22 protein-coding genes and 1 pseudogene are annotated in these 26,092 nt (G+C 74.0%); 13 read left to right on the top strand and 10 right to left on the bottom strand.

What is annotated here, in order from left to right:
* The first annotated feature begins 50 nt into the window (after window positions 1–50).
* The 7 genes from greA (at window position 51) to QJR14_01270 (ending at window position 9,651) form a co-directional block, all read left to right on the top strand.
* On the top strand, window positions 51–536 hold the full coding sequence (gene greA / locus QJR14_01300) for a transcription elongation factor GreA (GenBank protein ID MDI3316257.1): 486 nt from the start codon (window positions 51–53) through the stop codon (window positions 534–536).
* Between the two features lie 369 nt (window positions 537–905).
* Window positions 906–3,116 (top strand): molybdopterin-dependent oxidoreductase, encoded by a 2,211-nt coding sequence (locus tag QJR14_01295; protein MDI3316256.1) that lies wholly within the window; start codon window positions 906–908, stop codon window positions 3,114–3,116.
* A gap of 3 nt (window positions 3,117–3,119) precedes the next feature.
* A complete protein-coding gene (locus QJR14_01290; GenBank protein ID MDI3316255.1) occupies window positions 3,120–3,662 on the top strand; it encodes a 4Fe-4S dicluster domain-containing protein in 543 nt (180 codons plus the stop codon).
* Between the two features lie 14 nt (window positions 3,663–3,676).
* Window positions 3,677–4,561 (top strand): polysulfide reductase NrfD, encoded by an 885-nt coding sequence (nrfD, locus tag QJR14_01285; protein ID MDI3316254.1) that lies wholly within the window; start codon window positions 3,677–3,679, stop codon window positions 4,559–4,561.
* Window positions 4,562–4,805: 244 nt separating this feature from the next.
* Window positions 4,806–7,643: a cation-transporting P-type ATPase gene (locus QJR14_01280; GenBank protein MDI3316253.1), complete on the top strand. Its 2,838-nt coding sequence runs from the start codon at window positions 4,806–4,808 to the stop codon at window positions 7,641–7,643.
* A 116-nt stretch (window positions 7,644–7,759) separates the two neighbouring features.
* On the top strand, window positions 7,760–8,698 hold the full coding sequence (locus QJR14_01275) for a pseudouridine-5'-phosphate glycosidase (GenBank protein ID MDI3316252.1): 939 nt from the start codon (window positions 7,760–7,762) through the stop codon (window positions 8,696–8,698).
* Between the two features lie 68 nt (window positions 8,699–8,766).
* Window positions 8,767–9,651, top strand: a complete 885-nt coding sequence (locus QJR14_01270; protein ID MDI3316251.1) for a sugar kinase — start codon at window positions 8,767–8,769, stop codon at window positions 9,649–9,651.
* A 57-nt stretch (window positions 9,652–9,708) separates the two neighbouring features.
* Here the strand turns inward: QJR14_01270 and QJR14_01265 are convergent, their stop codons facing one another.
* Window positions 9,709–10,131, bottom strand: a complete 423-nt coding sequence (locus tag QJR14_01265) for a plastocyanin/azurin family copper-binding protein (protein ID MDI3316250.1) — start codon at window positions 10,129–10,131, stop codon at window positions 9,709–9,711.
* 131 nt (window positions 10,132–10,262) lie between these two features.
* Window positions 10,263–10,916, bottom strand: a complete 654-nt coding sequence (locus QJR14_01260) for a winged helix-turn-helix transcriptional regulator (GenBank protein ID MDI3316249.1) — start codon at window positions 10,914–10,916, stop codon at window positions 10,263–10,265.
* A 229-nt stretch (window positions 10,917–11,145) separates the two neighbouring features.
* Here QJR14_01260 and QJR14_01255 point away from each other — a divergent pair, with 229 nt between their 5' ends.
* The 3 genes from QJR14_01255 to QJR14_01245 all read left to right on the top strand — a co-directional run bounded on the left by QJR14_01255 (window position 11,146) and on the right by QJR14_01245 (window position 14,747).
* On the top strand, window positions 11,146–13,548 hold the full coding sequence (locus QJR14_01255; protein MDI3316248.1) for a YbaK/EbsC family protein: 2,403 nt from the start codon (window positions 11,146–11,148) through the stop codon (window positions 13,546–13,548).
* 91 nt (window positions 13,549–13,639) lie between these two features.
* Window positions 13,640–14,293 carry an O-acetyl-ADP-ribose deacetylase gene (locus QJR14_01250; GenBank protein MDI3316247.1) on the top strand — a complete coding sequence of 218 codons (654 nt, stop codon included), beginning with the start codon at window positions 13,640–13,642 and terminating at the stop codon, window positions 14,291–14,293.
* Window positions 14,294–14,585: 292 nt separating this feature from the next.
* Window positions 14,586–14,747 (top strand): GNAT family protein, encoded by a 162-nt coding sequence (locus QJR14_01245; GenBank protein ID MDI3316246.1) that lies wholly within the window; start codon window positions 14,586–14,588, stop codon window positions 14,745–14,747.
* A gap of 8 nt (window positions 14,748–14,755) precedes the next feature.
* Here QJR14_01245 and QJR14_01240 read toward each other — a convergent pair whose 3' ends face one another.
* Entirely contained in the window at window positions 14,756–15,586 is an 831-nt protein-coding gene (locus QJR14_01240; GenBank protein MDI3316245.1) for an HAD family hydrolase, read from the bottom strand.
* A 168-nt stretch (window positions 15,587–15,754) separates the two neighbouring features.
* Between QJR14_01240 and QJR14_01235 the strand changes: the two genes are divergently transcribed.
* Window positions 15,755–15,988, top strand: coding sequence for a hypothetical protein (locus QJR14_01235; GenBank protein MDI3316244.1), 234 nt, complete (start codon window positions 15,755–15,757; stop codon window positions 15,986–15,988).
* 82 nt (window positions 15,989–16,070) lie between these two features.
* Here QJR14_01235 and QJR14_01230 read toward each other — a convergent pair whose 3' ends face one another.
* A complete protein-coding gene (locus QJR14_01230; GenBank protein ID MDI3316243.1) occupies window positions 16,071–17,717 on the bottom strand; it encodes an MDR family MFS transporter in 1,647 nt (548 codons plus the stop codon).
* A 200-nt stretch (window positions 17,718–17,917) separates the two neighbouring features.
* Between QJR14_01230 and QJR14_01225 the strand changes: the two genes are divergently transcribed.
* On the top strand, window positions 17,918–19,141 hold the full coding sequence (locus QJR14_01225) for an amidohydrolase (protein ID MDI3316242.1): 1,224 nt from the start codon (window positions 17,918–17,920) through the stop codon (window positions 19,139–19,141).
* 32 nt (window positions 19,142–19,173) lie between these two features.
* On the opposite strand, the gene QJR14_01220 is transcribed toward QJR14_01225, so the two are convergent.
* The 4 genes from QJR14_01220 to QJR14_01205 all read right to left on the bottom strand — a co-directional run bounded on the left by QJR14_01220 (window position 19,174) and on the right by QJR14_01205 (window position 22,692).
* Window positions 19,174–20,097, bottom strand: a complete 924-nt coding sequence (locus QJR14_01220; GenBank protein ID MDI3316241.1) for a dihydrodipicolinate synthase family protein — start codon at window positions 20,095–20,097, stop codon at window positions 19,174–19,176.
* A complete protein-coding gene (locus QJR14_01215) occupies window positions 20,094–21,338 on the bottom strand; it encodes a PLP-dependent aminotransferase family protein (protein ID MDI3316240.1) in 1,245 nt (414 codons plus the stop codon). Before QJR14_01215 ends, QJR14_01220 begins: the two co-directional genes overlap by 4 nt.
* Window positions 21,335–22,045: a metal-dependent transcriptional regulator gene (locus tag QJR14_01210; GenBank protein MDI3316239.1), complete on the bottom strand. Its 711-nt coding sequence runs from the start codon at window positions 22,043–22,045 to the stop codon at window positions 21,335–21,337. Before QJR14_01210 ends, QJR14_01215 begins: the two co-directional genes overlap by 4 nt.
* Before the next feature lie 191 nt (window positions 22,046–22,236).
* Complete coding sequence (locus QJR14_01205) at window positions 22,237–22,692, bottom strand: Hsp20/alpha crystallin family protein (GenBank protein MDI3316238.1); 456 nt, start codon at window positions 22,690–22,692, stop codon at window positions 22,237–22,239.
* 190 nt (window positions 22,693–22,882) lie between these two features.
* Between QJR14_01205 and QJR14_01200 the strand changes: the two genes are divergently transcribed.
* Window positions 22,883–23,092 carry a hypothetical protein gene (locus QJR14_01200; protein ID MDI3316237.1) on the top strand — a complete coding sequence of 70 codons (210 nt, stop codon included), beginning with the start codon at window positions 22,883–22,885 and terminating at the stop codon, window positions 23,090–23,092.
* A gap of 104 nt (window positions 23,093–23,196) precedes the next feature.
* Here the strand turns inward: QJR14_01200 and QJR14_01195 are convergent.
* Together QJR14_01195 and QJR14_01190 are read right to left on the bottom strand one after the other, a co-directional pair.
* Window positions 23,197–24,180, bottom strand: a pseudogene (locus QJR14_01195) (NADH:flavin oxidoreductase/NADH oxidase).
* Window positions 24,177–26,033 (bottom strand): DUF885 domain-containing protein, encoded by a 1,857-nt coding sequence (locus tag QJR14_01190; GenBank protein MDI3316236.1) that lies wholly within the window; start codon window positions 26,031–26,033, stop codon window positions 24,177–24,179. The pseudogene QJR14_01195 and the gene QJR14_01190 overlap by 4 nt, the downstream one beginning before the upstream one ends.
* Between the last annotated feature and the right edge of the window lie 59 nt (window positions 26,034–26,092).

The raw sequence follows: 26,092 nt of genomic DNA, 5'->3' as shown, positions 1-26,092 counted from the left end.
CCGCAGCAGGATACCGGAAGGCGTCCATGAAAGTTAACACCGGTGATCGAATGCCTCAGGTGACGCCCGAGGGCCTCCAGCAGATCCAGGAGGAGCTCCGCCGTCTGAAGACCGTCGGTCGGCGCGAGGTGGCGGACGCGCTCCGCGCCGCGCGCCAGCTCGGGGACCTCGTCAACAACGAGGACTACCAGCAGGCGCTGGCCGAGCACCACCGCCTGGAGCGGAGGATCGCGGAGCTGGAGTCCTTCCTTCAGAACGCGGAGGTGGTCACCGCCCAGCCCGAGGGGGCCGTGGGACTGGGCTCCCGGATCGAGGTGCGCGACCTGTCCACGGGGGAGCTTCTCCGTTTCCGCGTGGTGGGGGCTTCCGAGGGCGGTCCCGTGGAGGAACTGATCTCGGCGGACTCGCCGGTGGGACGGGCGCTGATCGGGTGCCGCCCCGGCGAGGTGGCCGAAGCGCGCCTTCCCGACGGGGAGATCGTTCGTTTCGAGATCGTCCGCATCGACGGCGACAAGGCCGGCGAAGGATCCGCCTAGCGGGTTCAGCGCTGCCTCGGCCGGCGTCTTCCTCGCCTGCCCCGTCTCTCCGTGTCCCGCCCGCCTCGGAAGCCGGTTTTCCCTTTGCACAGATTCCGCCTGGTCAAGCACCGATCCTCGGTTCCTCGCCGCCGGCTCGATCCGGTCCCCGGCGGATCCACGGCCGGCGGGCCACCTCTCCCACAAACCCCCGCGGGGTTCCTGAAGCCCGATCCCTCCGCGTCCAGATCCCGCCTGCGTCGGATTCCACCACGTCCCGTCGTGAAGGAGACTGGTTTCTGTAAAGCGATCGGCAACACTGGCGCAGTCGAATGTCGGCTTCTTGTCATCTTCCGGCAAGGGATCTTCCGGCAAGGGGGGGTCCGCTTCATGAGCAAGTTCGGCATCCAGGAGCGGCGCATCACGCGCCGGCGCTTCCTCGGAGCCGGAGCCGCCACGGTGGCCGGTCTCGCGGTGGCGGGCAGCCTGGTCCACCGGCCGCGCTCGCTGCCGGAGGCGCGGGCCGCCGCTCCCCGCACCCCGGTGGCCGAGAGGCTGGTGCCGTCGATCTGCCAGATGTGCTCCACCCACTGCGGCATCCTGATCCATGTAGCCCAGGGACAGATCACCCGCATCTCCGGCAACCCCGACGACCCGATCAGCCGAGGAAGGCTCTGCGCCCGCGGGCAGGCGGGGCTCCAGGTGGTCACCGACCCCGACCGCGTCCGCCAGCCGCTCAAACGGGACGGCTCGGGCCGGCTCCGCCCCATCTCCTGGGATCAGGCCTTCCAGGAGATCGGCCAGAAGCTCCAGGAGATCCGCGCGAAGGACGGCCCCCAGGCGCTGGTCTGGCTGACGCACCCGGAGGTCCTGGCCAGCTGGGAGCAGCGCTTCATGAACGCCTACGGCTCGCCCAACTGGACGAGCCATGCGCCCACCTGCTTCTCCAGCCGCAACGTGGGCTGGGTGGCCACCGTCGGCGCGGTCCCCTCGGGTGACTACGCCAACACCCGCTACTACGTCTCCTTCGGGCGCGGCATCAACGACGGGATCTCCAACCCCCAGGTGCAGGGACTGATGACCGCGCACCGCAACGGCGCCCACCTGGTGGCCCTCGATCCGCGCCTGAGCGACTTCGCCGCGGTGGCGGACGAGTGGCTGCCCGTGCGGCCCGGCACCGATCTGGCCGTGGCCCTGGCCATGATCCACGTGCTGATCGCGGAACACCTGTACAGTCCCGACGCGGTGGCCCAGAGCGTCGGCTTCGACCAGCTGGCCCAGGCGGTGCAGCCCTACACGCCCGAGTGGGCCGCCGAGCGGTCGGGCATCGACGCCGCCACCATCGCCCGCATCGCCCGCGGGCTGGCTGCCGCGGCGCCGGCCGCCTTCGTCGACCCCGGCTGGCACGGTCCCCAGGGCGGCATGTACTGGAACGGCGTCGCCCTCACCCGGGCCACGGCCTGCCTCAACGCCCTCCTGGGCAACCTGGGGAAGAAGGGCGGGCTGAAGCTGCCGGGTCCCTCCCCCCTGCCCGACGAGAAGTCGCTCCCATTGCTCCAGCCGGCGCCCCAGCCGCCGAAGCTCCCCCGCTTCGACGGCGCCGGCGGACCGGAGTGGCCGTTGGCCAAAGGGATGGGACGGGCCCACGTCCTGCCCGAGGTGATCGAGAGCGGGAAGCCCTACCCCGTGCGGGCGGTGATCGTCTACCACACCAATCCGGTCCGCGCCTATCCTCATGGCGCGCGGGTGATCGAGGCCTTCCGCAGGCTCGATCTGGTGGTGGTGATCGACCACCAGATGAGCGACACCGCCTGGACCACCGCCGACTATGTCCTTCCCGAGTCCACCTACCTGGAGCGGCTGGGCCCGGTCCAGGTCTCCGGGACCAAGCTGGTCCTCCCCCAGCCGGCGATCCGGCCGCTCTACGACACGCTGGGCGAGGACGAGATCATCCGCCGGCTGGCGGAGGCCACCGGTCTGGGCGGCTACTTCTCCTACACGCTCGACCAGTACAACCGGGCGATGCTGGCCCCGCTGGGCCTCCAACCCGCCGATCTGGCGGAGCGCGAGGTGACGCTCCCGCTGCCGCCCTCGCCACCCCAGCCGCTCGCGCTCAAGACGCCCTCGGGCAAGATCGAGCTCGCCTCCTCCGCGATGGAGAAGGCAGGAGGCCCGGCCGTGCCGGTCTGGGAGCCGCCCCTGGTGGAGCCCGACGGCAAGACCAACTTCCGCCTCATCACCGGCCACGTGCCCATGCACACCCACACCTCGACCGAGAACCTGGCCTACCTGCACGCGCTGATGCCGGAGAACCAGCTCTGGATCCACCCCAGCCGGGCTCGCGCGCTGGGTATCCGGGAGGGCGACCTGGTGGAGGTCCGCTCCGAGGTCGGCCGGGAGCGGCTTCGCGCCCACGTGACCGAGGGAATCGTGCCGGAGGCGGTCTGGATGGCGCACGGCTTCGGCTGCATCTCACCGGCCCAGCGCCTGGCCTACGGCAAGGGCGCCTCCGACGCGGCGCTGGCGCCGATCCGCTCGGCGCCCTACTCCGGGGCCTGCGCGACGGCGGAGACGCTGGTCACCGTGCGAAAGGTGGTGTGAGCCGTGGCCCGCTACGGCATGCTCATCGACCTGACCATGTGCGCCCAGTGCTCGGCCTGCACGGTGGCCTGCGAGACGCTCTACCGCCTGCCGCCGGGCGAATCGGGCGTCCACCTGCGCAGCTTCGAGACGGGCAGGTTCCCGGCCGTCCGCCGGGTGACGCTGCCGGTCCAGTGCATGCAGTGCCAGGACCCGCCCTGTGTCAAGGTCTGCCCCACCGGGGCCACCTACCAGGACCCGGAGACGGGCACCGTCCAGATGGACTACCAGCGCTGCGTGGGCTGCCGCTACTGCATGACCGCCTGCCCCTACGGCGCCCGACAGTTCGACGAGGCGCAAGGCACCGTGGCCAAGTGCATCTTCTGCACGGGCCGGGTGAAGCAGGGGCTCCAGCCCGCCTGCGTGGAGACCTGTATCGGCCACGCGCGCATCTTCGGCGACCTCGACGACCCCGGGAGCGAAGTGAGCCGGGCCATCGCCGAGCGGCACGCGCTGCCGCTCCGGCCGGACCTGGGCACCAGGCCCAGCGTCTACTACGTCTTCTGACGGGGGTGAGCCGGATGCCGGACGTGCAGGGCACCACGCAGACGATCTGGGGTTGGCCGGTGATGGTCTATCTCTTCCTGGCGGGGGCGGGCGCGGGGGCCTACCTGACCGCCTGGTGGGGCGAGCGGGGCAAGACCTCCCCGGTGCTGGTCGCCATGGGCCGCTGGCTGGCGACGCCGCTGGTGGCCGTGGGCACCGCCCTGCTGGTCTTCGACCTGGGCGCGGGGCGGATGCACCCCCTCCGCATCCTCGGGCTCTACACGCACCCGGAGTCGATCATGACCCTGGGCACGTGGATCCTGAGCATCTTCCTGATTCTCTCCGCGCTGGACGGCTACGGCTACCTGGTGGGGCTCGGACGGCCGCGCTGGCTCCCACCGCTCACCGCGATCTTCGCCGTGGGCGTCGCGCTCTACACCGGGGTGCTGCTGGGAATCATCCAGGCCATCCCCTTCTGGAACAGCGCGCTGCTGCCCGTCCTCTTCGTCGTCTCCGCCTGCTCGACCGGGATGGCGGCGACCTTCCTCGGCGGGCTCCTGGTCTCGCGGGAGGTCTGGAAGGACGTGGAGTCCTTCCAGGGACTCCACCTGGGCCTGGTGGTCACCGAGGCGGTGCTGCTCGCGCTCTTCCTCTACTTCGCGGCCAACGGGCCGGAGGCGGCGCGGCTCTCGGTCGAGCTCCTGGTCCGTGGACCTTTCGCCGCCGCCTTCTGGCTGGCGGTGGTGGGGGCGGGACTCGTCCTGCCCATTCTTTTCCAGCTGCTCACCCGCGTCGGCTCGCTCTCGCCGGTGCTGAGGCAGCCGTTCTGGCTGGCGCTGGAGTCCGTGCTGGTGCTGGTAGGCGGTTTTTACCTTCGCTTCCTGGTCGTGGCAGGGGGCGTGCCGCAGAAGCTCCTCTAGCGGTCGGCCCTCCCGCCGCTCTCTCCGGTCCGGTGGCGGCTGGGAAGACGGCGGGCGGGGTCAAGCCGGGCCGCCGGGACGAGCGCAGGCCGTGCGCCCAGGTGGCGCACGGCTTGTGCCGTCGCCCGGGGGTGGAGGCCCCCCGTGTGGAGGCGCCCCGGTCCGGCCATGCTGCGGGGAGGGAGGCGGGCGGAACGCGCAAGCCTCCCGCGACCCGCCGGCACGTCAAGGAGCGTGGACAGCGATGAAACGCCAGCAGGGTACGGATCCGACCCGGGCGGAGGCGCCTGCCGAGCCGGCACCCCCGTCCGTCGTGGACGAGCTGACCGCCTACGCACGGCTGGACGCCCCGGCACTGTTCGAGCGCCTGGGCACCTCCCCCGACCTGGGGCTGGACGAGGCCGAGGCGCGATCGAGGCTCCGGCGGTACGGGGCCAATGCGCTGCCCGAGCCGCGCGAGCGCGGCTTCGCCCGTCTCTTCCTCGACCAGCTCAGGGAGCCCCTGGTCTTGATCCTGCTCGCGGCTGCCCTCCTCTCGGCGCTCCTCCGCGAGTGGGTCGACACGGCGGTGATCGCCGTGGTCGTCCTTCTCAACGGCTTGATCGGGGCGAGCCAGGAGCAGAGCGCCGCGGCCGCCCTGGCGGCGCTGCGGCGCATGACGGCTCCCACCGCCCGCGTCTGTCGCGCCGGCCGGCTGCGCACCGTGCCCAGCAGCCAGCTCGTGCCCGGGGATCTGATCCACGTGGAGGCAGGCGACCGCGTCCCGGCCGACGCCCGGCTGATCGAGGCCACGGCCCTGCGAGTCAACGAAGCCCCGCTGACGGGCGAGTCGCTCCCGGTGGAGAAGCAGGCAGCGCCGCTGACCGGGCCGCCGCCGGAGGGCGTCGGCGACCTGGTCAACCTCCTCTTCAGCGGGACCACGCTCACCTACGGGAACGGCCGGGCCGTGGTGGTGGCCACGGGAAGCCGGACCGCCTTCGGCCGGCTTGCCGGGCTGGTCGCCCGGGAACCGGAGGAGCGGACGCCGCTCCAGCGCCGTATGGCCGAGGTGGGGCGGACGCTGGGGGCCGCCGCGGGCTTCCTGGTCGCGCTCGTCCTCGCTGCCGGCCTTCTCCGGGGGCTAGGCTGGCTGGAGATGCTCCTGACCGCTGTCAGCCTGGCCGTGGCCGCCATCCCGGAGGGGCTTCCGGCCGTGGTCACCGTCGTCCTCGCCCTGGGCGTCCGGCGCATGGCCGAGCGGAACGCCATCGTGCGCCGACTGGCGGCCGTGGAAACGCTGGGGACCGCGACGGTGATCGTCTCCGACAAGACCGGCACGCTCACCCAGAACCGGATGACCGTCCAACAGCTGCTGGTGCCCGATCCGGAAGGCCGGCCCGCGGGCGTTCACCGGCGCGAGTCCGAGCGGCTAGGCCACCCCCTCTCTCCCGGGGAGGAGGCGCTCCGTGAGCCGGTCCGCCGTCTCTTGTCCGCGGCCTGCCTGGCCAGCGACGCCCGGCTGGAGCGAGGCGAGGACGGCATGCCCGAGGTGGTGGGCGACCCCACCGAGGGGGCGCTTCTCCTGGCCGCCGCCGAGAACGGGCTCGACCCGGCCCGCCTCCTCTCCCGCTGGCCCCGCGAGGGCGCGCTCCCCTTCGACTCCGACAGGAAGCGGATGACGACGCTCCACCGCGATCCCGAAGGAGGGTGGCGCACCCTGACCAAGGGGGCACCCGACCTCCTCCTCCCGCTGTGCGACCGGATCCGGACCCCGAGCGGCCTCTTGCCCCTGGACGAACCGGAGCGGGCGCGCTGGCTGGAGGCCAACCGGAGGCTGGCCCGGCAGGCGCTGCGGGTGCTGGCCGTGGCCGAACGGGTGTGGAGCCACTCACCCGGGCCGATGGAGGCGGAGCAGGTGGAGCGCGGGCTCGTCTTCCTCGGCCTGGTCGGCATGGCCGATCCTCTCCGCCCCGAGGCCCGGGAGAGCGTCCGGCTCGCCCAGCGGGCCGGCATCCGGACGCTGCTGGTCACCGGCGACCACGCTGCCACCGCCGCCGCCATCTCCCGGCAGCTGGGCCTGCTCGAGGAGGAGCCCGCCCGCAGCGGGCGGGCCGAAACCGCCCTTTCGCGCGGGGGCACCGGCTCCGGCCTCCTCACGGGCAGGGAGGTGGAGGAGCTGGACGACGACGCCCTGGCCGAGGCGGTCGGCCGGGTCCGCGTCTACGCCCGGGTCAGCCCGGAGCACAAGCTCCGCATCGTCCGGGCGCTCCAAGCCCGGGGTGAGGTGGTGGCGGTCACGGGCGACGGCGTCAACGACGCGCCCGCGCTCCGGGGCGCCGACATCGGCTGTGCCATGGGCCGGACCGGTACCGACGTCGCCAGGGAAGCCTCCGACATGGTGCTCGTCGACGACAACTACGCCACCATCGTGGAGGCGGTCCGGCAGGGGCGCGTGATCTACGCCAACATCCGCAAGAGCATCTACTACCTGCTCTCCTGCAACGTGGGCGAGATCACGGCCATCTTCCTGGCCATCCTCTTCGGGCTCGGCTCGCCGCTCACGCCCGTCCAGATCCTGTGGCTCAACCTGGTGACCGACTCGCTCCCCGCCCTGGCCCTGGGCATGGAGCCGCCGGAGCCCGACGTGATGGACCGCCCGCCGCGGGACCCGCGCGAGAGCCTCTTCGCCGGCAGCATGGCGCCCCTCCTCCTGGTCCAGGGGGTGGGCCTCGGGCTCCTGGCCCTGGGTGTCTTCGCCTGGGGCCACGCCACCGGCTCCGTGGAGCGGGCGGAGTCGCTCGCCTTCGCCACCCTGGCCTTCGGCCAGCTGGTCCAGTCCTTCAACGCCCGCTCCATCGAGCAGAGTCTCTTCCGCCTGGCACCCCTGGCCAACCGCAGTCTCCTGGGCGCGGTCGGCCTCTCGGCCCTCCTGGGGCTGGCTATCCTTCTGCAGCCGTGGCTGCGCTGGCTCTTCGGCACGGCCGCGCTCTCCCCCGGCGATTGGGCCGTCGTCCTCCTCGCCCTCGTGCTGGTGCTCCTCCTCGGCGAGGGAGGCAAGGCCGTCCTCCGCGCGGTCCGCGCCCTCCGGGGCGGAGCCGGCTGACCGCCTCCTCCCCCGCTTCTCCTCCCCCCGCTTCCCCCGCGGAGCCGCCCGCGAGGATGGTAGGCTAGGTCGGAGTCGCCGCCCGCCCGGCGGGCGGCTGGAGGTGAACGGAAAAGGTGCAACCGACCAACCGGGTGATCCATGTCGCTCCCGAGGTGGAACAGGCGCTCCGGCGGGGCGACCCCGTGGTGGCCCTGGAATCGACGCTGGTCGCCCACGGCCTGCCGCGGCCGCAGAATCTGGAGGTGGCACGGGAGCTGGAGGCCATCGTCCGGGAGGAAGGCGCGGTCCCCGCCACCATCGGCGTGGTGGAGGGCGTGGCCACCGTCGGGCTGGAGCCGGAGGAACTGGACCGGATCGCCCGCCCCGAGGTTCCCAAGCTGGGCGTCCGCGACCTGGCAGCCGCCATCGCCCTGGGCACCGACGGTGCCACCACCGTCGCCAGCACCGCCTGGCTGGCGGCCAAGGCGGGGATCCGGCTCTTCGCCACCGGCGGGCTGGGCGGCGTCCACCGGGACGCCCGCGAGAGCTGGGACGAGTCGAACGATCTCGTCACGCTCGCCGAGACGCCCGTGGCCGTGGTCTCCTCCGGGGTCAAGTCCATTCTGGACGTCGCCGCCACGCTGGAGCGGCTGGAGACGCTGGGTGTCCTGGTGGTAGGCTGGCGGACGCGTCGCTTCCCCGGCTTCTATCTCACCGACAGCGGCCAGAGCCTGGACTGGAGCGTGGAGAGCGAGGACCAGGCGGCGGCGCTCCTGGCCGCCCACTTCGAGCTGGCCCGCGAGTCGGGCATCGTCATCGCCAACCCGATCCCGCCCGAGCAGCAGCTGGACCCGCTCCTCCACGACCGGGTGCTGGCCGAGGCGCTGAAGGAGCTGGAGGAGCGGGGCATCCGCGGAAAGGGGGTCACCCCCTTCCTCCTGGAACGCTTCCATGAGGAGACGGGCGGCGAGAGCCTGCGCGTCAACCGGGAGATCGTCCTCCGCAACGCCCGGCTGGCCGCGCGCATCGCCGTCGCCTGGGCGGGCCGCCCGCTCCGCCCGTCCCGCCCGTGAGCAGGGGGGAAGGCGGCCGGCCGACCCTTCCCGGGGCCCGGCCGCCGGGGCCGCGAAGGGTGCTCTCGGTGGGCGATCTCGTCACCGACCTCGTCGTCCGGATCCAGGCTCCCCTGGCCTGGGCAAGCGACACGCCGGCCCGCATCGAGCCCCGGCCGGGGGGGTCGGCGGCCAACACGGCCGCCTGGCTGGCGCGTTCGGGCGCAGCCCTGGAGGTCCACTTCGTCGGGCGCGCCGGCGCCGACCCCTTCGGCGACCTCCAGGAGCGCGAGCTCGCCCGCCTGGGCGTCCGGGTCCATCTCGCCCGCGACTCCCGCAGGCCCACCGGCCTGATCGTCCTCCTGGTCGATGCGGAGGGCGAGCGAAGCATGCTCACCGATCGCGGTGCCAACCTGGCGCTGGCTCCGGCCGACCTGCCCGTCGCCCTCTTCGTGCCCGGGGCCCACCTCCACCTCTCCGGGTACGTCCTGCTCGATCCGGGCCCGCGCGCCGCCGGCCGGGAGGCGATCCGCCTCGCGCTGGCAGCCGGCATGAGCGTCAGCGTGGACGCCGCCTCAGCCTCTCTCCTCGCGCGGGAAGGGGCCTCGTCCTGGTTCCGCTGGAGCGGGGGTGCCTCGCTCCTCTTCGCCAACCGCGAAGAGGCGGAGGTGCTCGGCGGCGGGCGCGGTCGCCGGCGCTCACCCGAGACGCTGGCCTTGGAGCTGGCCGACCGGTACGGCGAGGCCGTGGTCAAGCTGGGGCGGGACGGGGCGGTCTGGGCCGACCGCAGGGGCGCCCTGCGACGGGCACCGGCGCCGCGGGTGCCGGTGGTGGATACGACCGGGGCCGGGGACGCCTTCGCCGCGGGCTGGCTCGGCGCCCGCCTCACCGGCGGCTCCCCGGCGGAAGCCATGCGCGCCGCGCTCCGCCTGGCCTCAGAGGCGGTCCGGCATGTGGGAGCCCGGCCGGTCTGAGCCTCCCAGGCTCGGGCAGGCCGGGCTTCCCTCGGAAGATTCCTGCTTCGAGAAAAGCTACTGGACCTGGATCACCCCGTACATGCCCAGGTCTTTGTGCCCGGGCTGGGTGCACCAGACCTGGTAGCTCCCCTTCTGGAGGGTGACGCTGACCGTCGTGCTCTGCTTGGGCTGCAGTCCCTTGGGCTGGCTCTCGTCGACGCCCGGCCCCGTGATGGCGAAGTCGTGGACCATGGTGCCGTCGTTGGTCACGTTGAACGTCACCTTGCCCGGCTTCATCTGCATGGAGCCGCCCTTGGAGAGCGTCGTGCCGTCGATGGTGATGCTGTACTCCTTGAGCGAGACCTGTGCGGTGGTCCCTCCGCCCGCTCCAGCCGAGCCTCCGCCGCCGCAGGCGCTGGCCACCAGCGCAACCGCGACCAGAACGAGAACGGCGGCCAGGAGCGACCGCCCACCGCGCCTCCAAGCTGCATGCGCCAAAGCCCGAACCTCCCTGACAGACCGGCATCAAAGGGACGGCTCCCCGGCGGCAGCCCTCCCTGGCGAAAGAAGTGTGCAGCCGGAGCAGCCTTCTCGACTATAGCCAATTTGGGCTATTGGCGCTATGCAAACTAGAGCGCCGGGTGCTGGATCACCTCCGCCACCTGTCCCCGGTAGACGCAGGGTCCGTCGCCCTGGGCCGCGCAGCCGGACCGTTCGAGGCGGGTGGCCAGGAGCCGCTCGTACATCGCATGGTCGTGGACGCAGGCCTCGGGGTACTCCACCGCCACCTTGGCGATGGGACAGTTGAACTGGAGGAAGTCGAAGCGCTCCCCCTCCACCCGGAGCTCGCCCCGGTAACCGCCTTCCCGCTCCGCCTCGATCAGCCGTCGCAGGCGGCGCTCCCCCTGCTCGGCGCCCAGCTGGCGCACCAGCCGCTCGGTCATCTCCTGCTCCCGTTCGGCGAAGAGCCGGTCGACCAGCGACCGCCCGCCGACCCGCTCCGCCGCCCGCAGGATCTCGATGGCGAAGGCGTCGTACGCCTGGCCGAAGGCCTCCTGCCCGTCCGCCGTCAGAAAGTAGACGTGCGCGGGGCGCCCGGTGCTGCCGCGGCGCCTCGCCACCCGGACCAGGCCATCCCGCTCCAGGACCGCCAGATGCTGGCGGACCGCCATGGGGGTGATGCCCAGCTGCCGTCCCACCTCCGCCACCGTCGCTCCGGGATGCTGCTGGAGCAGGCAGAGGATCTCCTCGCGTGTGGACCGCGACCGCTCCGTCCCGGCCACCTCCCGTCTCTGTTGGCGCGCTCGCTCCGCCTCCGAGATTATCGACGATAAGAACGCTTTTCCATCACCCTTCTGTGCGACGTCCGCCCTGCGCAGAGCGCCCCGGGGGTCCCGCGGCCCGGCCCACGCCGGCGGCACCCGGCGACGGAAGGGGCGCGGCCTCGCATGCGGAACCTTCTACCGGCGACGCCCGGGCGTGCAGACCTCCTGGGGGAAAGGAGCGCCAGCTGTGAAGAGCCCGCTGCGCCTGGAAGACTACTACCGTTTTCGGAACGTCTCGGAACTCGCCCTCTCGCCCGACGGCCGGCGAGTCGCCTTCGTCGTCCGCTACGCCCGCCGGAAATCGGATGATCACCAGCAGAACCTCTGGCTCGCCCTGACCGATGGCTCCGAGCCGGCCCACCGCCTGACCCGGGGGGCGACCCGCGACGGCTCGCCCGCCTGGTCGCCCGACGGCCGCTACCTCGCCTTCCTCTCCAGCCGTGCCGACGAGGTGGAGATGGCCGAGGGCGTCGCAGCGGAGCCGGATATCCCGGAGCCTTCCCGGCCGGCGCCGGGGGCGGCCGACGGACCGGCCGGCAAGAAGGAGGCCGAGCCCAGACCGCAGATCTGGCTCCTGGACCTCTTCCTGGGCGGGGAGCCGCGCCAGCTCACCCGCGCCGAGGAGGGCGTGCGCGAATTCGCCTGGTCGCCCGACGGCACGCGGATCGTCTTCGCCGCCCGCGACCCCACCGAGGAGCAGCGCCGGTACCTCAAGGCGCTCCGGGAGGAGCACGGCCCCGTCGTCATCGACCGGGTGCAGCACAAGCTCGACGGGGAGGGCTTCCTGGACGACGTCCGGACGCATCTCTTCCTCGTGGAGGTGGGCAGCCGGCAGGTCCGCCGCCTCACCACAGGCCCCTGCGACGAGCGGCAGCCGGTCTTCACGCCGGACGGCCGCTGGGTGGTCTTCGTCTCCAACCGGACGGGCGACCCCGACAACAACCGCCGCAGCGACCTCTGGATGGTGGCGGCGGAGGGCGGGGAGGCGCGCCGCCTGACGCTGGGCGACGTGGACGCCGGCTCGCCGCGCGTCTCGCCCGACGGCCGCTGGGTGGCCTTCCTCTCCCCGCTGGAGCCGGAGAACGCCTACAAGCTCACCCACCTGCTGGCGGTGCCGGTGGCGGAGGCGCGCCCGGTGGAAGATCTGGCCACCTTCGTGGGGAAGGGCTGGCGAAGCATCGGCGGCGTCATCCCCGACCTCCCCGCCGAGTCGCTGGAGGGCCCCGGCGCCCTGCCGGAGGCGGAGCGGGTCCGCAACGCCCGCCGCTACCCGGAGCCGCTGGAGCGGACGCCGGCACGGCTCCTGACCGCCGGTCTCGACCGCCCGGTGGTGGCGCCGCCCGTCTGGCTCGACGCCGACCGGCTGCTGGCCGTGGTGGGCGACCGGGGCCAGGGCAGGCTGGGGCGTTTCTCGCTCTCCCAGGCCCCCGAGCTGGCCACGGCCCCGGCCGCGGAGGAGGCCCACCCCGACCCCGGCGCCGGGAAGGCCCCGGCCCAGGAGGGGGAACCGCCCGCCGCCGAGTTGCTCCTCCCCTACCGGCGCGACCAGAGCCTCTTGGAGGTGGCCGCGGCCGCCGGCCGCCTGGTGCTCCTCGTGGACGGCCCCGGCAGCGGCCGCCAGCTTCTGGCGGGCGCGGTCGGTGCGGCGACGGAGGCGGAGGCGGAGGGCGAGTGGCGTCCCCTCTTCCGGGCGCACGAGGAGCTCCTGCGGGAGCGAGCCGCAGGCCGCATGGAGCGGCTCCTCTTCTCCGACGGGGACGGCTGGGAGGTGGAGGGGCTGGTGACGCTTCCTCCCGGGTGGGAGCCGGAGCAGGGGCCGCGACCGCTGCTGGTGATGATCCACGGCGGGCCGATGGCCTACGACCAGCCCGGCTTCCGCTTCGACGTCCAGTGTTCTGCGGGGTGTGCCCGCCGAGCTGGTGATCTGGCCGGGCGAGCACCACGCCGTCTCGCGTCCTCGCCGCGCCATCGACCGGCTCCGGCGGGCCGCCCTCTGGCTGGAGCGTTGGGGCGGCCAGCGCGTCCCGGAGGAGGACCGGCGGCCGCCCGAGACCGAGCCGGGCCGGGCGGCGGCTGCGGGAAGCGGTTCGGAGAGCGGGGAGTGAGGGCGCGGGTGCGGACGCCTGCCATCGTGATCCTGGAGGAGGCGGGGATCCCCTACGAGCTCCGCGCCTTCGACCAGACGGAGAAGACGGCCGAGGAAGCGGCCGCCAAGGTAGGCTGGCCGCTGGAGCGGACCTTCAAGACGCTCCTGGCCCGCGGCGGCGAGACCGGCGCCCGTCCGGAGGGCTACTTCCTCGCCTGCATCCCGGGCGACGCCCGCCTCTCGCTGAAGAAGGCGGCGCGCCTGGCCGGCTTCAAGCGCGCCGAGATGGCGCCGGAGCCGGATCTCCGCCGGCTGACCGGCTACCTGCGAGGAGCCTGCTCGCCCCTCGGTTCGAAGCGGCCCCTGCCGCTCTTCCTCGACGAGCGGGCGCTCCGCCACGAGCGGATCATGGTGAGCGCCGGCGCGCGGGGACTCCAGATGCTGGTCGACCCTCGCGACCTGGTCCGCCTCGTGCGGGCGACGGTAGCCGACCTGACGGAGTGAGCCCCCGGCCGCCGGCCCCGCCCTCCGTGCGGGCGCCCCCGGGCGCCCCGGGCTGGAAGGAAGCGGTCCGCATCAGGAGGTGACCTCCCCCATGGGGGATCGTCCGGAGAACCGGCTGCTCGTCCGCCGGCCCGTCCCCGGCACGGCCAGCCGGCTGGTGCTGGTGCGCGGCGACATCACCCGCGAGCGCGTCGACGCCATCGTCAACGCCGCCAACCCGGGCCTCCTCGGCGGGGGAGGCGTCGACGGCGCCATCCACCGTGCCGCCGGTCCGGAACTGGAGGAGGACTGCCGCCGCCTGCACGACGCCGGCGGCTGCCCGCCGGGCCAGGCCGTCCTCACCCGTGCCGGCGGCCGCCTGGGGTCGCGTCACGTGATCCACGCGGTAGGACCCGTCTGGCAGGGCGGCGGCCGGGGCGAGGCGGAGACGCTTCGCAGCGCCTATCGGCAGTCGCTCGCCCGGGCACGGGAGGCGGGCGACCGCAGCGTCGCCTTCCCCTCCATCAGCACCGGCGCCTACGGCTATCCCGTGGCGGAGGCGGCCCGGGTGGCGCTGCGGACGGTGGTGGAGGAGCTGCAAGAGGCGGCCGCCCGTGGTGACACGGGGGTGGAGGAGGTCCGCTTCGTCCTCTTCCGCGACACCGACGCGGCCCTCTACCGGCAGGCGCTGGACGAGCTCCTGCCAGGAGCCGCGGCGGAGCCCCCGGAAGCCGGCGGGCCCGCGCCCGGGAAGGAAGGTGCCTGAGCCGTGCGCGTCACGCTGGACGCCGTCCGTCCCGACGACCTGCCGCTCTTCGCCCGCTGGTTCGGCGACCCCGGCCTGCTGTCGACTCGGAGCGGGCCGTCGGGACCATCACCCTCCGCCTGCGCGAGCCCAGGAACCGCTCGGCCGAATACGAGCCATCGCCGACCCCGAGGCGCGCGGCCAGGGGTACGGGACGGAGGCGACCCGGCTCATCCTCCGCCTCGGCTTCGACGAGCTCCACCTGCACCGCATCGAGCTCCGGGTCTGCGCCTTCAACCAGCGGGCCTACCGGATGTGCCCGCGCGCCGGCTTCGGCGAGGAAGGCCGCCTCCGCCAGGCGATCCTCCGCGACGGCGCCTACCACGACGTGGTGCTGATGGCCATCCTCGAGGAGGAGTGGCGCGCCCGGTCCCGCGAGGAGCTCCCGGGCTGGATCCCGCCCTCGGCGCTCTGACCCCTCCCTCAGGAAGCGCTGCCTGACGCGGCCTCCTCCCCCTCCCCCGAGGCCTTCCACCACCGCCGCAGGATGGCCAGCACCTCGGGGTAGGAGCCGGCGGTGGCCTCCGGCTCGATCCGGCCCACGTACGGGTCGTTCCAGGAATTGGGCACCAGGGTGAGCCAGATCGACCGCATGCCGGTCCGACGCGCCCCCTCCACGTCCGCCTGCAGGAGGTCACCCACCATGGCCACCTCCCCGGGCTCGAGCCGCCAGCGGTCGAGGACGTGCCGGAAGATGGCCGGGGACGGCTTGCGCCGGCCGAAGCCGGCGGAGGTGACCACCGGGTCCAGGTAGGGGGCGAAGCCGAACCGCTCCACCTCCTGGAGGACGAACCGGTGGCGCGAGGCGTTGGAGATCAGGCCGACGCGGAGGCCCATGGCCCGGAGCGCACGCAGGAGCTCCACCGCCCCGGGGAGCGCGCGCCAGCTGGAAAGCTCCGGGGCGAGGAAGAGATCGAGCGCCCGCACCGGGTCGAAGCCGGACTCCCGCGCCCACCCTTCCTCGAGCAACCCCGCCTCGGCGGCCGCCCGGCGCAGGACCTCCTCCGCGGGCACCTCCGGCTGGTCGTGATCATACCGCTCCAGGACCGCCCGCCAGTTCCGCTCGAAGGCGGCCGCCAGCGACCGGGCCGCCGCCCCGCCGAGCCGCTCCGCCGCATACTCCTCCAGCGCCTCCAGCCCGGGCGCCAGGAAGTCCTCCCAGTAGCCGTCGCCGTGCATGAGCGTGCCGCCCAGGTCGAAGATGACGCCCCGCAAAGGCAGGGCCGGATCCGGCGCGACGATCTCCCCCGCCACGCTCTCTCCTCCTCCGCGCTTGTCCGATCATGAACCTCGCCAGGGGGCGCGCTTCCAGCTCGTCGCCCGCTGCTCCTGGTCTTCGCCTTCGCCTCGCCCGGTGCGCTTCCTGCCCGCGCAGCCGCGGCCGAACCCGCGGGACCCGGCACCAGCGTGGAGGAGGCCCGGGTGGTCGCCTCCACCGCCGCCGGCATCCGGCTCGAGCCGCCCGACGGCAGCCCGCGCACGCTCTCGGCGCTGGCGACGCCGGCCGACCTGCTCGAGGCGGAGCGCATCGGACCCGAGCTCTCGCCGCTCTGGATCCCCGGCGGCTCGCAGGTGCGGCTCGTCCTCTGGCGGGGAGCGCCGGTGGCGCTTCTCCGGCAGCGGGCACCTGCGGAGGCCGGCGGCAGCGGCTCCTGACCCGTTCCCTCCGGTAGCCGGCGCGCCGGTGGGGGGCGGTCCGGCGGGCCGCCCCCCGCCGTTTCCGGCCGCGCCGGGCCGGCTATCGTCCTTCCCGGCCCGTGGTGGCGGTGCCGGGCGCGGCCACGCCACCTCCCACCGGCTGTTCGCCCTGCCTCGGCGCCGGCCCCGCCGCCGGGCGCTCCCCGGGCCGCTCCTCGACGGCGTAGCGCGCAGGGTCGCCCCCGGGCGTGAGGAGCGCCAGCGCCAGGCCGGCCACGCCCAGCGCCGCGATCCCCCAGTAGGTCACGTGCAGGCTTGAGCCCAGGGCCCCCTGGAGCAGCTCCCGGTAGGTCGCGGGCAGATGGGGACGCTGGGTCGGGTCGAGGAGCGCGTTGATGTCGGAGACGGGGTTGCTCCCTCGCGGGAGGCGGCCCGCCAGGGCGAGCGGCGAGAGGACCGCCAGGAGCCGGGCGTCCAGGAGGAGGCTGAGGGCGGAGACCCCCACGGTGGAGCCCAGGTTGCGGACGAACTGGTTGAGCGCGGTGACCACACCCCGCCGGCCCCACGGCACCGAGCTCTGGATGCCGATCAGGAGGGCGGTGGAGCTGAAGCCGAGGCCGAGGCCCATCAGCACCATGACGCCGACGGTGAAGGGGAGCGGGGTCCCGGGGCCGAGCGAGAGCGCCAGGAAGCTGGCCGCCAGGTCGAGGGCCATGCCCAGCACCACCATCCGGCGGTAGCCGGTGCGCAGCACCAGCCGCCCGCAGAGGATGGAGCCCAGCGGCCAGCCCACCGACATGGGCGCCACCACCGAGCCGGCGGTGGAGGCGGTGCCCAGCTGGACCCCCTGGACGAACATGGGCACGAAGGTGGTCATCCCGGTCATGGCCGCCCCGGAGAGAAGGCCGACCAGGCTGGCCACCAGGACAATCCGGTTGGCGAAGAGGTCGAAGGGAAGCATGGGTTCGGCCGCCCGCCGCTCCGCCCAGAGGAAGGCGGCTCCCCCGGCGGCGAAGGCTGCGAGCAGCGGCAGCACCTGCCCCGAGGCGAGCGGCGCGCCCTGGGCGAGCAGCGTCAGCGCCAGGAGGAGAGCCACCACGGAGATGCTGAGCGTCACCGGCCCCGCCACGTCGATGGGCGGCCGGCGGTGCTCCTGGACGGGTTCCACCAGGTAGCGGGCGACGAGGAGCACGGCCGCCAGCCCCAGCGGCAGGTTGATGTAGAAGATCCAGCGCCAGCTGAGCGCGTCGACGATGAAGCCGCCCACCGCCGGCCCGATGATGGCGGAGACCCCCCAGACGCTGGAGAAGAGGCCCTGCATCCGCGCCCGCTCTTCCAGCGTGAAGATGTCGCCGATGATGGTGGCGGTGATGGGCTGGACGCCGCCGGCGCCGATCCCCTGCAGCGCCCGGTAGGCGATCAGCTGCTCCATGGAGTGCGCCTGGCCGGAGAGGGCGGAGCCGGCCAGGAAGAGGAGCGTCGCCACGACGAAGACCCGCTTCCTGCCGTACAGGTCGGCGAGCTTGCCGTAGATGGGGACGGTCGTGGCCGAGGTGAGCAGATAGGCGGAGATCAGCCAGGAGAAGAGCTGCATCCCGCCCAGGTTGCCGACGATGGTGGGGATGGCGGTGTTGACGACGCTCATGTCCATCGCCGTCAGGAAGGTGGCCACCATCACCGCCACCGTCACGGCGGCGCGGCCCTCACCCCGCTCGCCGCCCGGGAGACGCGTGGACGCCAGGATCACCCCCGACGCGCTGGCAGCCCCGGCGTCACGGGCGCACAGGGCCGCCGTACTTTCGTAAGCCGCGGGTTGATTATCCTGCAACCGCCGGGCCGCGGCTACGGGTCGCGCCCGGCCCCGGGAGCCCGCACCGCCTCCGCCGCCCGCAGGAGCGCCGCCGCCAGCCGGCGAATGGAGCGCCATCCGGGAGAGGAGGCGTCCCCGTGAGCCCGAGCGGAAGCGCGTCGCGGAACTGGGACCTGGAGGCACTGAAAGGCGAGATCGACCGGGCCGTCGACCGGCTGGCGGGCCCCCTGGAGGAGGTGGCCCGCGCCATCCACGGCTTCGCCGAAACCGCCTTCCGGGAGGAGCGGTCGGCCGCCTTCCTGGCCGACCGCCTGGAAGCGGCCGGCTTCCAGGTGACCCGCGGCATCGCCGGCATGCCCACCGCCTTCCGCGCCGACTGGCAACCGGCGGGGCCCGAGGCGCGGCCGGCCGTCGCCCTTCTCTGCGAGTACGACGCGCTCCCCGGTCTGGGCCACGCCTGCGGCCACAACCTGATCGCCGCGGCCGGCTTCGCGGCGGCGCTGGCGCTCCGCCAGGTGCTGGAACCGCTGGGCGACCGCTTCCGCGGCCGGCTCTCCGTCTTCGGCACCCCCGCCGAGGAGGAGGGGGGCGGCAAGATCATCCTGGTCGAGCAGGAAGCCTTTCGGGGCTACGACGCCGCCATGATGTTCCACCCGGCCACCCAGAACGTGGTCGGCAGCGACGCCCTGGCCTGCGTGGACGTCCGCTACCGCTTCCACGGCCGCGCCGCCCACGCCGCCGCGGCGCCCCAGCAGGGGATCAACGCGCTGGATGCGGTCCTCCTCTTCTACGACGCGGTCAACGCCCTGCGCCAGCAGACCTCGCCGACGGCCCGCCTCCACGGCGTCATCACCCGGGGCGGCGACGCGCCCAACGTCATCCCGGACCTGGCCGAGACCACCTGGATCATCCGCGAGCGGGACGTGGAGTCGCTCCTCCCGCTGCTCCAGCGCGTTCACGCCTGCGCCCGGGGTGCCGCCGAGGCCACCGGATGCCGGCTCGAGCTGGAGCAGGGTCGCATCTACGCCGAGCGCGTGCCCAACTCCGTCCTGGAAGAGCTCTTCGCCCGCAACGCCTCCCGTCGCGGCGTCCGCCTGGAGGAGCCGAACCCCCACGGGACGGGCTCCTCCGACATCGGCAACGTCAGCCGCGTCCTGCCCGCGCTCCATCCCTACCTGGCCATCGCGCCGGTCGACCAGCCCAACCACTCCCGGGCCTTCGCCCAGGCGGCGCTCTCGCGCCGGGGGCTGGAGACGGCGCGGACCGCCGCCGCTCTCCTGGCGGCGACGGCGCTCGACCTCCTCTTGCAGCCGGAGCTGGTCGAGCAGGCGTGGAAGGAGTTCCGCGCCCGTCGGGCCTAGCGACCCCCCACGCCGCGGGCGCTGCCGGCTGCCTAGCGGCCGGCGGCGTCCGCCTCCTCCAGCCAGCCCTCCTCGCGCAGGCGTGCCCGCAGGCGCGCCTCCTCGGCGCTGCCCAGGGGGCGGATCGGCCTCGGCGGGCGGCCCAGGTCGAGCCCGCGCCAGCGGAGGGCCGCGTAGTGCGGAGAGATGGCCGGACCTTCGCCGAGAATGGCGCGCAGGCGGTCGAGGCGCCGCTGCGCCTCCACCGCCTCCACCGGGCTTCCCTGGTGCCAGGCGCGTTCCACCGCCCGGAGCGCCTCCGGGAAGACGTTGGCCACGCCGGAGACGGCGCCGGTGGCGCCCAGCGTCAGGGCTGCCAGCAGGTGGCTCTCGGTCCCGACGAAGACCGCCAGCGGGCGGCCCACCTCCGCCGCCGCGGAGAGCGTCGCCTGCACGTGGGCGAAGTCCCGGCTGGAGTCCTTCACGCCGGCCAGGTTGGGCAGCTCCGCCGCCAGCCGGCGCAGGAGCGCCGGGGTCACCTCGTTGCGCGCGTGGGTGGGGATCGTGTAGAGGTAGACGGGCAGGTCGCCGGCCGCCTCGCTGACGGCCAGGAAGTGGTCGCGCAGCGCTTCCTCGTCGTACGGGTAGTAGTAGGGTGTCACCGCCGCCACGGCGGCCGCCCCCGCCCGGCGGGCTGCCCGGGCCAGCCGGACCGCCTCCTCCGTGGTGGCGGCGCCCACATGGGCCACCACGGGGATCTGGCCGGCCGCCTCCACCACCGCCGCCACCGCCCGCTCGCGCTCCTCGGCCTTGAGCAGCGGGAAGAGCCCGTTGCTCCCCAGCGCGAAGAGGCCGTCCGCACCGCGCCCCACCAGGAAATCGACGTACTCCCGGAGTAGCCGCGTCTCGACGCGCCCTTCCTCGTCGAAGGGCGTCAGCATCGCCGGCAGCAGCTCCGCCTTCCCCGCTGCGCTCATCCCCCGCCTCCCTCCTCCACCTCGTCCAGCGCCAGGCGCAGCCGCCGCGCGCCCTCCTCCAGCTGCTCCGGCGGCACGTACGAGAAGCAGAGCCGCGCCCGGTCCGCCCCGCCGCCGTCGAAGAAGAAGGCCTGACCGGGCACCAGGTCGACGCCCCGGCGCCGTGCCGCCCCGAGCCAGGCCGCGGCGTCGACCCCCGGCGGCAAGGTCACCCAGTGGAAGAAGCCTCCCCGCGGGCGCTCCCAGGAGAGCCGCCCGCCGAGCTCCCGCTCCAGCGCCGCCTCCAGGACGTCCCGCCGCCGGGCGTAGTGCCGGCGGAGCTCCTCCACGTGGCGCTCGAAGAGACGGCCGCCCTCCGCGCCGGCCGCCTCCAGGTAACCGGCCAGCGCCGCCAGCGCCAGGGGGGAGCCCTCCCCGCCCGGCTGCACGCGCACGTAGGCGTCGCGCAGGTGGCGCGGGGGGATGCACCAGCCCAGCCGCAGTCCGGGCGCCACCAGTTTGGAGGCGGTTCCCAGCAGGAAGACCCGCTCGGGAGCCAGGGCCTTCAGCGGCGGAGGGGCGGGCTCGTCGAACCAGAGCTCGGCGTAGGCGTCGTCCTCGACCAGGTAGAAGTCGTACCGCTCCGCCAGCTCCACCAGCCGCTTCCTCCGCTCCGGCGGCAGGAGCGCGCCCGTCGGGTTCTGGAAGCTGGGCACCACGTAGAGGAACTTGGGTCGCTCGCCGGGGGCCGCCTCCCGCAACGCCGCCTCCAGCGCCTCGACATCCAGCCCCGCCCGGTCGGCCGGGATGCCGCGGAGGTGCGCCTCGTGCAGCCCGAAGACGCGGATCGCCCCGTAGTAGGAAGGCCGCTCGGTCCAGACCGGATCGCCCGGGTCGAGGAAGAGGCGCGCGACCGCGTCGAAGCCCTGGGTGCTCCCCCCCGTCAGGAAGAGCTCCCCCTCGTCCAGCTCCAGCCCCCGCGACACCAGGTGCTCCGCCACCGCCCGGCGCACCCGGGCGGGTCCGCTCCCGCCGCCGTACTGCAGGATCCGGCCGGCCTCCTCCGCCAGCGCGGCGCGGAGGGCTTCCTCCAGCTCCCGGGCCGGAAAGGTGGTCGGATCCGGGTAGCCCCACCCCAGGCTGATCCAGCCGCCCTCCGCCCCCTCGCCGCCCGGGAGGGCGGCGCCCGGGAGCTCGTGCGCCAGGGCGCGGCGTGCCAGCCGCGCCCTCCCGCCGCCGATCGCCTGCGCCTCCGTGCTCACCCCGCCCCACCTCCCCTTCGGCCTCCCTGCGGGCCGCCGGCGCCCGCGCCGGGCGGGGCCGGCACCACGCAGACCTCCTCCGCCGTCGCCTGCGTCAACGTGACCACCTGTTCCCCCCGCCGGACCACCACGCCCTGGTAGGGATCGGCCGCCAGCAGCTCCAGCTCGGCCCCCGGCACGATGCCCAGCGCGCCGAGGTACTCCAGGAGCGGCCGGATCTCCTCCGCCCGCTCCCGCACCCGCTCCACCCGCAGGCGCCGGCCGGTGGGCGCCAGGCTGAGCGGCTCTCCCGTGCTCCGCGAACGGGGCGCGTTCCCGGGAATGGGGTTCCCGTGCGGGCAGGTCAGGGGATGGCCCAGGTGGCGGTCCAGCGCCTCCTCCACCACGGGCGAGATGGCGTGCTCCAGGGCCCCCGCCTCCTCGTCCGCGGTCGCCCAATCCAGTCCCAGCCGGTCGGTCAGCCAGCGCTCCACGAGGCGGTGGCGCCGGACCACCCGCTCCGCCTCCCGCCGCCCCTCCTCGGTCAGCTCGATGCGGTGGTCGGCGCCCACCCGCAGGTAGCCCTCGCGCTCCAGCCGGTGGAGGGTCTCGCTCACCGCCGGCGCCGAGAGACCGAGGAAGTCGGCCACCCGCGCCGCGATCACCTGGGTGCCCTCGTCCTCCAGGATGTAGATGGCCTTCAGGTACTCCTCGGAGCCGCTGGTCACGCCCGTCTCCTCCGTTCCCGCCCCCGCGACCGGCCCGGGCCCAGGCACCATTTCCGCGCCCGGATCGGCCGCTCCTTCCTCCTTCCGCCCTCCGCCCGCCTCCGCCCGTCTTCGGCCCGGGTGAGACGGAGAGGCGGCGGGTCCGCCTCGTCTCGGCCCCGCCGCCCCTCTTCGCCCGCCTCGCCGCCCGGTCAGTCGACCGGGATGCGATGCCCGTCGTCGGCCGGCTCCGCCTTCGGAATCCGGATCTCCAGCAACCCGTTCCGGAAGCTGGCACGCGCCTTGTCCGGCACCACCTCGACCTCGAGGGGGATCACGCGGTGGAAGCTCCCCTTCCTCCGCTCCCTCCGGTAGAACTGCCCCTCCTCGACGGTGGTCTCCTCTTCGCTGCTGCCGCGGACGACGACCCGGTCCTCGTAGACCCGGACGTCCAGGTTCTTGGCGTCGACCCCCGGCAGCTCCACCGTCACCACCAGCTCGCCGCCCTGCTCGTAGACGTCGGTCCGCGGCCCCCAGAGCCGCGTCCAGGTGAGCGCCGGTTCCTCGAAGAACCGCATCAGCTCGTCCCGCATCCGCTCGAGATCGTCGAAGGTGCTCCACATCCTGCGTGCCCGCCAGCGCCGAGGAAGCGGACGATCTTCGAACATCGCCGACCCCTTCCTTCCTCTCCGTCGTGGGGGCGAACCCGCCTTCCGCGGGCGCCCCGCAGCGCTCGCCGGCCAAGAGCCTCTCCGGACTCGCCCCCTTTGATGTACGTCCCGGCCTCTCCGAGGTCAAGGCGATGGGGAGCCATCGGGCCGGTGCGGTAACCTCCGTCTGGGGGGGAGGGGCCGAACCATGTTCCGCTTCCTGCGCCGGCACCCGCGCGAGGAGACGTTCCGCTGCATTCTCTGCCAGGAAGCGGTCCCCGTCGCGCCGCTGCCGCCCGGCACCGGCCGGGGCGAGCGCGAGGCGCGCTGCCCCGGTTGCGGCGCGCTCTATCGCCAGCGCTACGGCTGGGACCGTCAGGGCTTCTGGGCCGGCCCCTGGAAGCTCGCCCGCGAGTGAGCCGCCGGGGCGGGCGGCTCCTCCAGCGCCGAGCCGCTCCCCACCTGCCGAGCCTCCGCCGGCCAGGCCCGGTAGGCGCGCTCGTACGGATGGGCCGGCCGCGCCCTCGCGCCCAGCCGGATGGCCGCGTCCTGCGGCCAGCTCGGGTGGCGGAGAAGCTCGCGCCCCAGGACGACCAGGTCGGCCCAGCCGTTGGCCACCACGGCCTCGGCGAACTCGGGCTCCGTGATCCGCCCCACGGCCGCCGTCGGCATCCCCACCTCCGCCCGGACGCGCCTGGCCGCCTCCAGCTGGTAGCCCGGGTACTCCTCCGGCCGGACGGGCACCGCCCCGCCCGAGGAGCAGTCGACCAGGTCGGCTCCGGCCTCCCGGAGCGCCCGGGCGATGCGGACGGTGGCGGGGACGTCGAGGCCGCCCGGTGCGTAGTCGCGGGCCGAGAGACGGACCGCCAGCGGGAAGTCCCGGCCCAGCTCCTGCCGCACGGCGCGGACCACCTCCACCGGGAAACGGAGCCTCCCCTCCTCCGAACCGCCGTACTCGTCGTCGCGGCGGTTGACCAGCGGCGAGAGAAACTCGTGGAGCAGGTACCCGTGGGCGGCGTGGATCTCCACCCAGTCGAAGCCGGCCCGGCGCGCCCGCCGCGCCGCCTCGACGAAGTGCGCCACCACCTCCTCGATGGTGGCCCGGTCCATGGCTTCCGGAACGGGATCGCCCGGCCGGAAGGGTTCGGCCGTCGGGCCGATGATCCGCTCGCCCCGGGCCTGCCCCTTGCGGCCGGCGTGCGCCAGCTGGATGCCGGCCGGCACCCCCTGGGCGTGGAGGAAGTCCACGATCCGCCGAAGCGGTCCGACCTGCCCGTCGTTCCAGAGGCCCAGGTCGCGCCCGGTGATCCGGCCGCGGGCCTCCACCGCCGTCGCCTCCAGGACGATCAGCCCCGGTCCGTAGACGGCGCGGCCGCCGTAGTGGACCAGGTGCCAGTCGCGGGCGAGCCCGTCCTCGGCGGCCATGTACTGGCACATGGGCGACATGACGATGCGGTTCTCCAGCTCGATCCCGCGCAGGCGGAAGGACCCGAAGAGCGCGGTCACGACCGGGTCGCCTCCCCGCCCCCGGTCTCGTCGAGCAGGAGCCGGCGGAGGACCGGCAAGGCCGGCGAGCCGTGGGCCAGGAAGGCGTCGTGGAAGGCGAGGAGGTCGGCGGTCTGGCCGTGAGCCTCCTGCTGGCGCCGCCACTCTTCGCGGAGACGGAGGATCTCCAGCTTCCCCAGGGTGTAGGCCAGGTACATGGCGTCGGTGGTGCCGCGCAGCGCCTCGCGGCGCGCCGGGACGGGCTCCATGTAGCACTCGCGCCGGAAGAGATCGACCGCTTCCTCGAAACGCATGCCGCCGGCATGGAGCCCGATGGCCACCAGGAAGCGGCCGGCCCGCTCCAGCGCCTCCGTCGCCTGGCTGAGGCGGAGGTGCGGATCGCCCTCCCCCAGCCCCTCGTCCAGCATCATCTCCTCGGTGTAGTGGGCCCACCCCTCGATGAAGGTGGTGGCGCCGAAGACCTTCCGGACCCGGCTCGAGGAGGCCGGGAGGTGGAGGAACTGGACGTAGTGGCCCGGGAAGACCTCGTGGACCGCGATCACCTCGCTGGTGTACCGGTTGAGCGCGCCCAGGTGCTGCTCCTTCTGCTCCGTGCTCCAGGCCGGGTCGGGCAGCGTCACCTGGAAGAAGGCCTCCTTCGACTCCTCTTCGAAGGGGCCGGGCGGGTCGATGGAGGCGAGGGTGGTGGCGCGCAGGAAGGGCGGCGTCTCCACCACCGCCGGGTCGACGGGGCTGGGGATGGAGACGATCCGGTGCTCCTCGCAGAAGCGCCGGAGCCCGGCCAGGAGGCTCCGCGTGGTTCCCAGCACCTCCTCGGCCGCGGGATGCTGGCGGGCCTGCTCGTGCAGCACCTCGAGGGGATCGCGGCCGGGGGCGATCCGGCCCGCGGCCTCGCGGAACATGGCCTGGAGGCGGCGCAGCTCCTCCCGGCCGAGGCGCTCCAGCTCGTCCAGCGGGATCTCGAGGCCTTCCTCCCAGCGGAGCTTGGCGCGGAAGAGCTCCTCGCCCAGGGCGAAGCTCCCGCGGGCGCGGGGCAGCTGCTCCTCCAGCCAGGCGTGGTAGCGGTGGAACGCCTCCACCGCGCGCCGGTTGGCTTCCTCGAAGCGGCGGCGGAGGGCGGGATCACCCACCTCGCCGAAGGCGGCGGGAAGCTCGTCGGCCAGGAAGGCGGCCGTCCCCGGCAGCTGCTCGAGGGCGATGCGGACGCGGACCTCCGGCGGGTTCTCCAGCTGACGCCGGACCGCCTCGAAGAGCGAAGGCATCGCTTCCTCACGGCCGATCAGCGCGCGCAGGCGGCTCTCCGGGCTGCCGAAGCTGCGCCGGGCCAGGCCCAGCACGGACCAGGCGGCCAGCTGGACCGGGAAGGAAGGGTCGTGGGCCCAGGGACGCTCCACCTCCAGCTGGAGGCGGAGGCTCTCCAGCGCCATGCGGAGCGTCTCCCAGTCGGCCCGCTCCTCGCGGTCGAGCTCGGCGACCGGCAACGCCTCCAGCTGGTCCAGGAGCTCGTGGGTCCGCCGCGCCGCGCTCTCCAGCGCCGGCGGGTCGAACTCCCCCAAGCGGTCGTCGCGGTCGTGGATGCCCAGGTCGGTGGCCATGGGCGGCACCAGGTCGAGCTGGTGGTCGATGATGCGCGCCGAGAGGCTCTCCAGCCTCCGGCGCGCTTCCTCTCTTCTGGCGTCCGTGATCCCATCCTCCCCTCCGTTCCGGCCGGCGGCCGGCGAAGCGGGCGGCCGGCCGCCGGTCGGATGGAGGGGTTCCCGGCCGCCGGCTCCCTTCCCTTCCGGGGCGGCCGCGGCCTTGCTCTGGCAGTGCGGCTCCGGCCTCCGGGCCCCCTGGCCCGCGGCTCCCGGCAAAGCGCGGGGCGACGATCCCCGATCGTCGCCCCGCCACCGTCCTCACACTCCGCTTCGCG

This window comes from Bacillota bacterium (genome assembly GCA_029961055.1).
GTDB lineage: Bacteria > Bacillota > Sulfobacillia > JAIMAT01 > JAIMAT01 > JAIMAT01.
The sequence above is the reverse complement of the archived record's forward strand: the minus strand, read 5'-3'. Positions and strand labels throughout refer to the sequence as shown.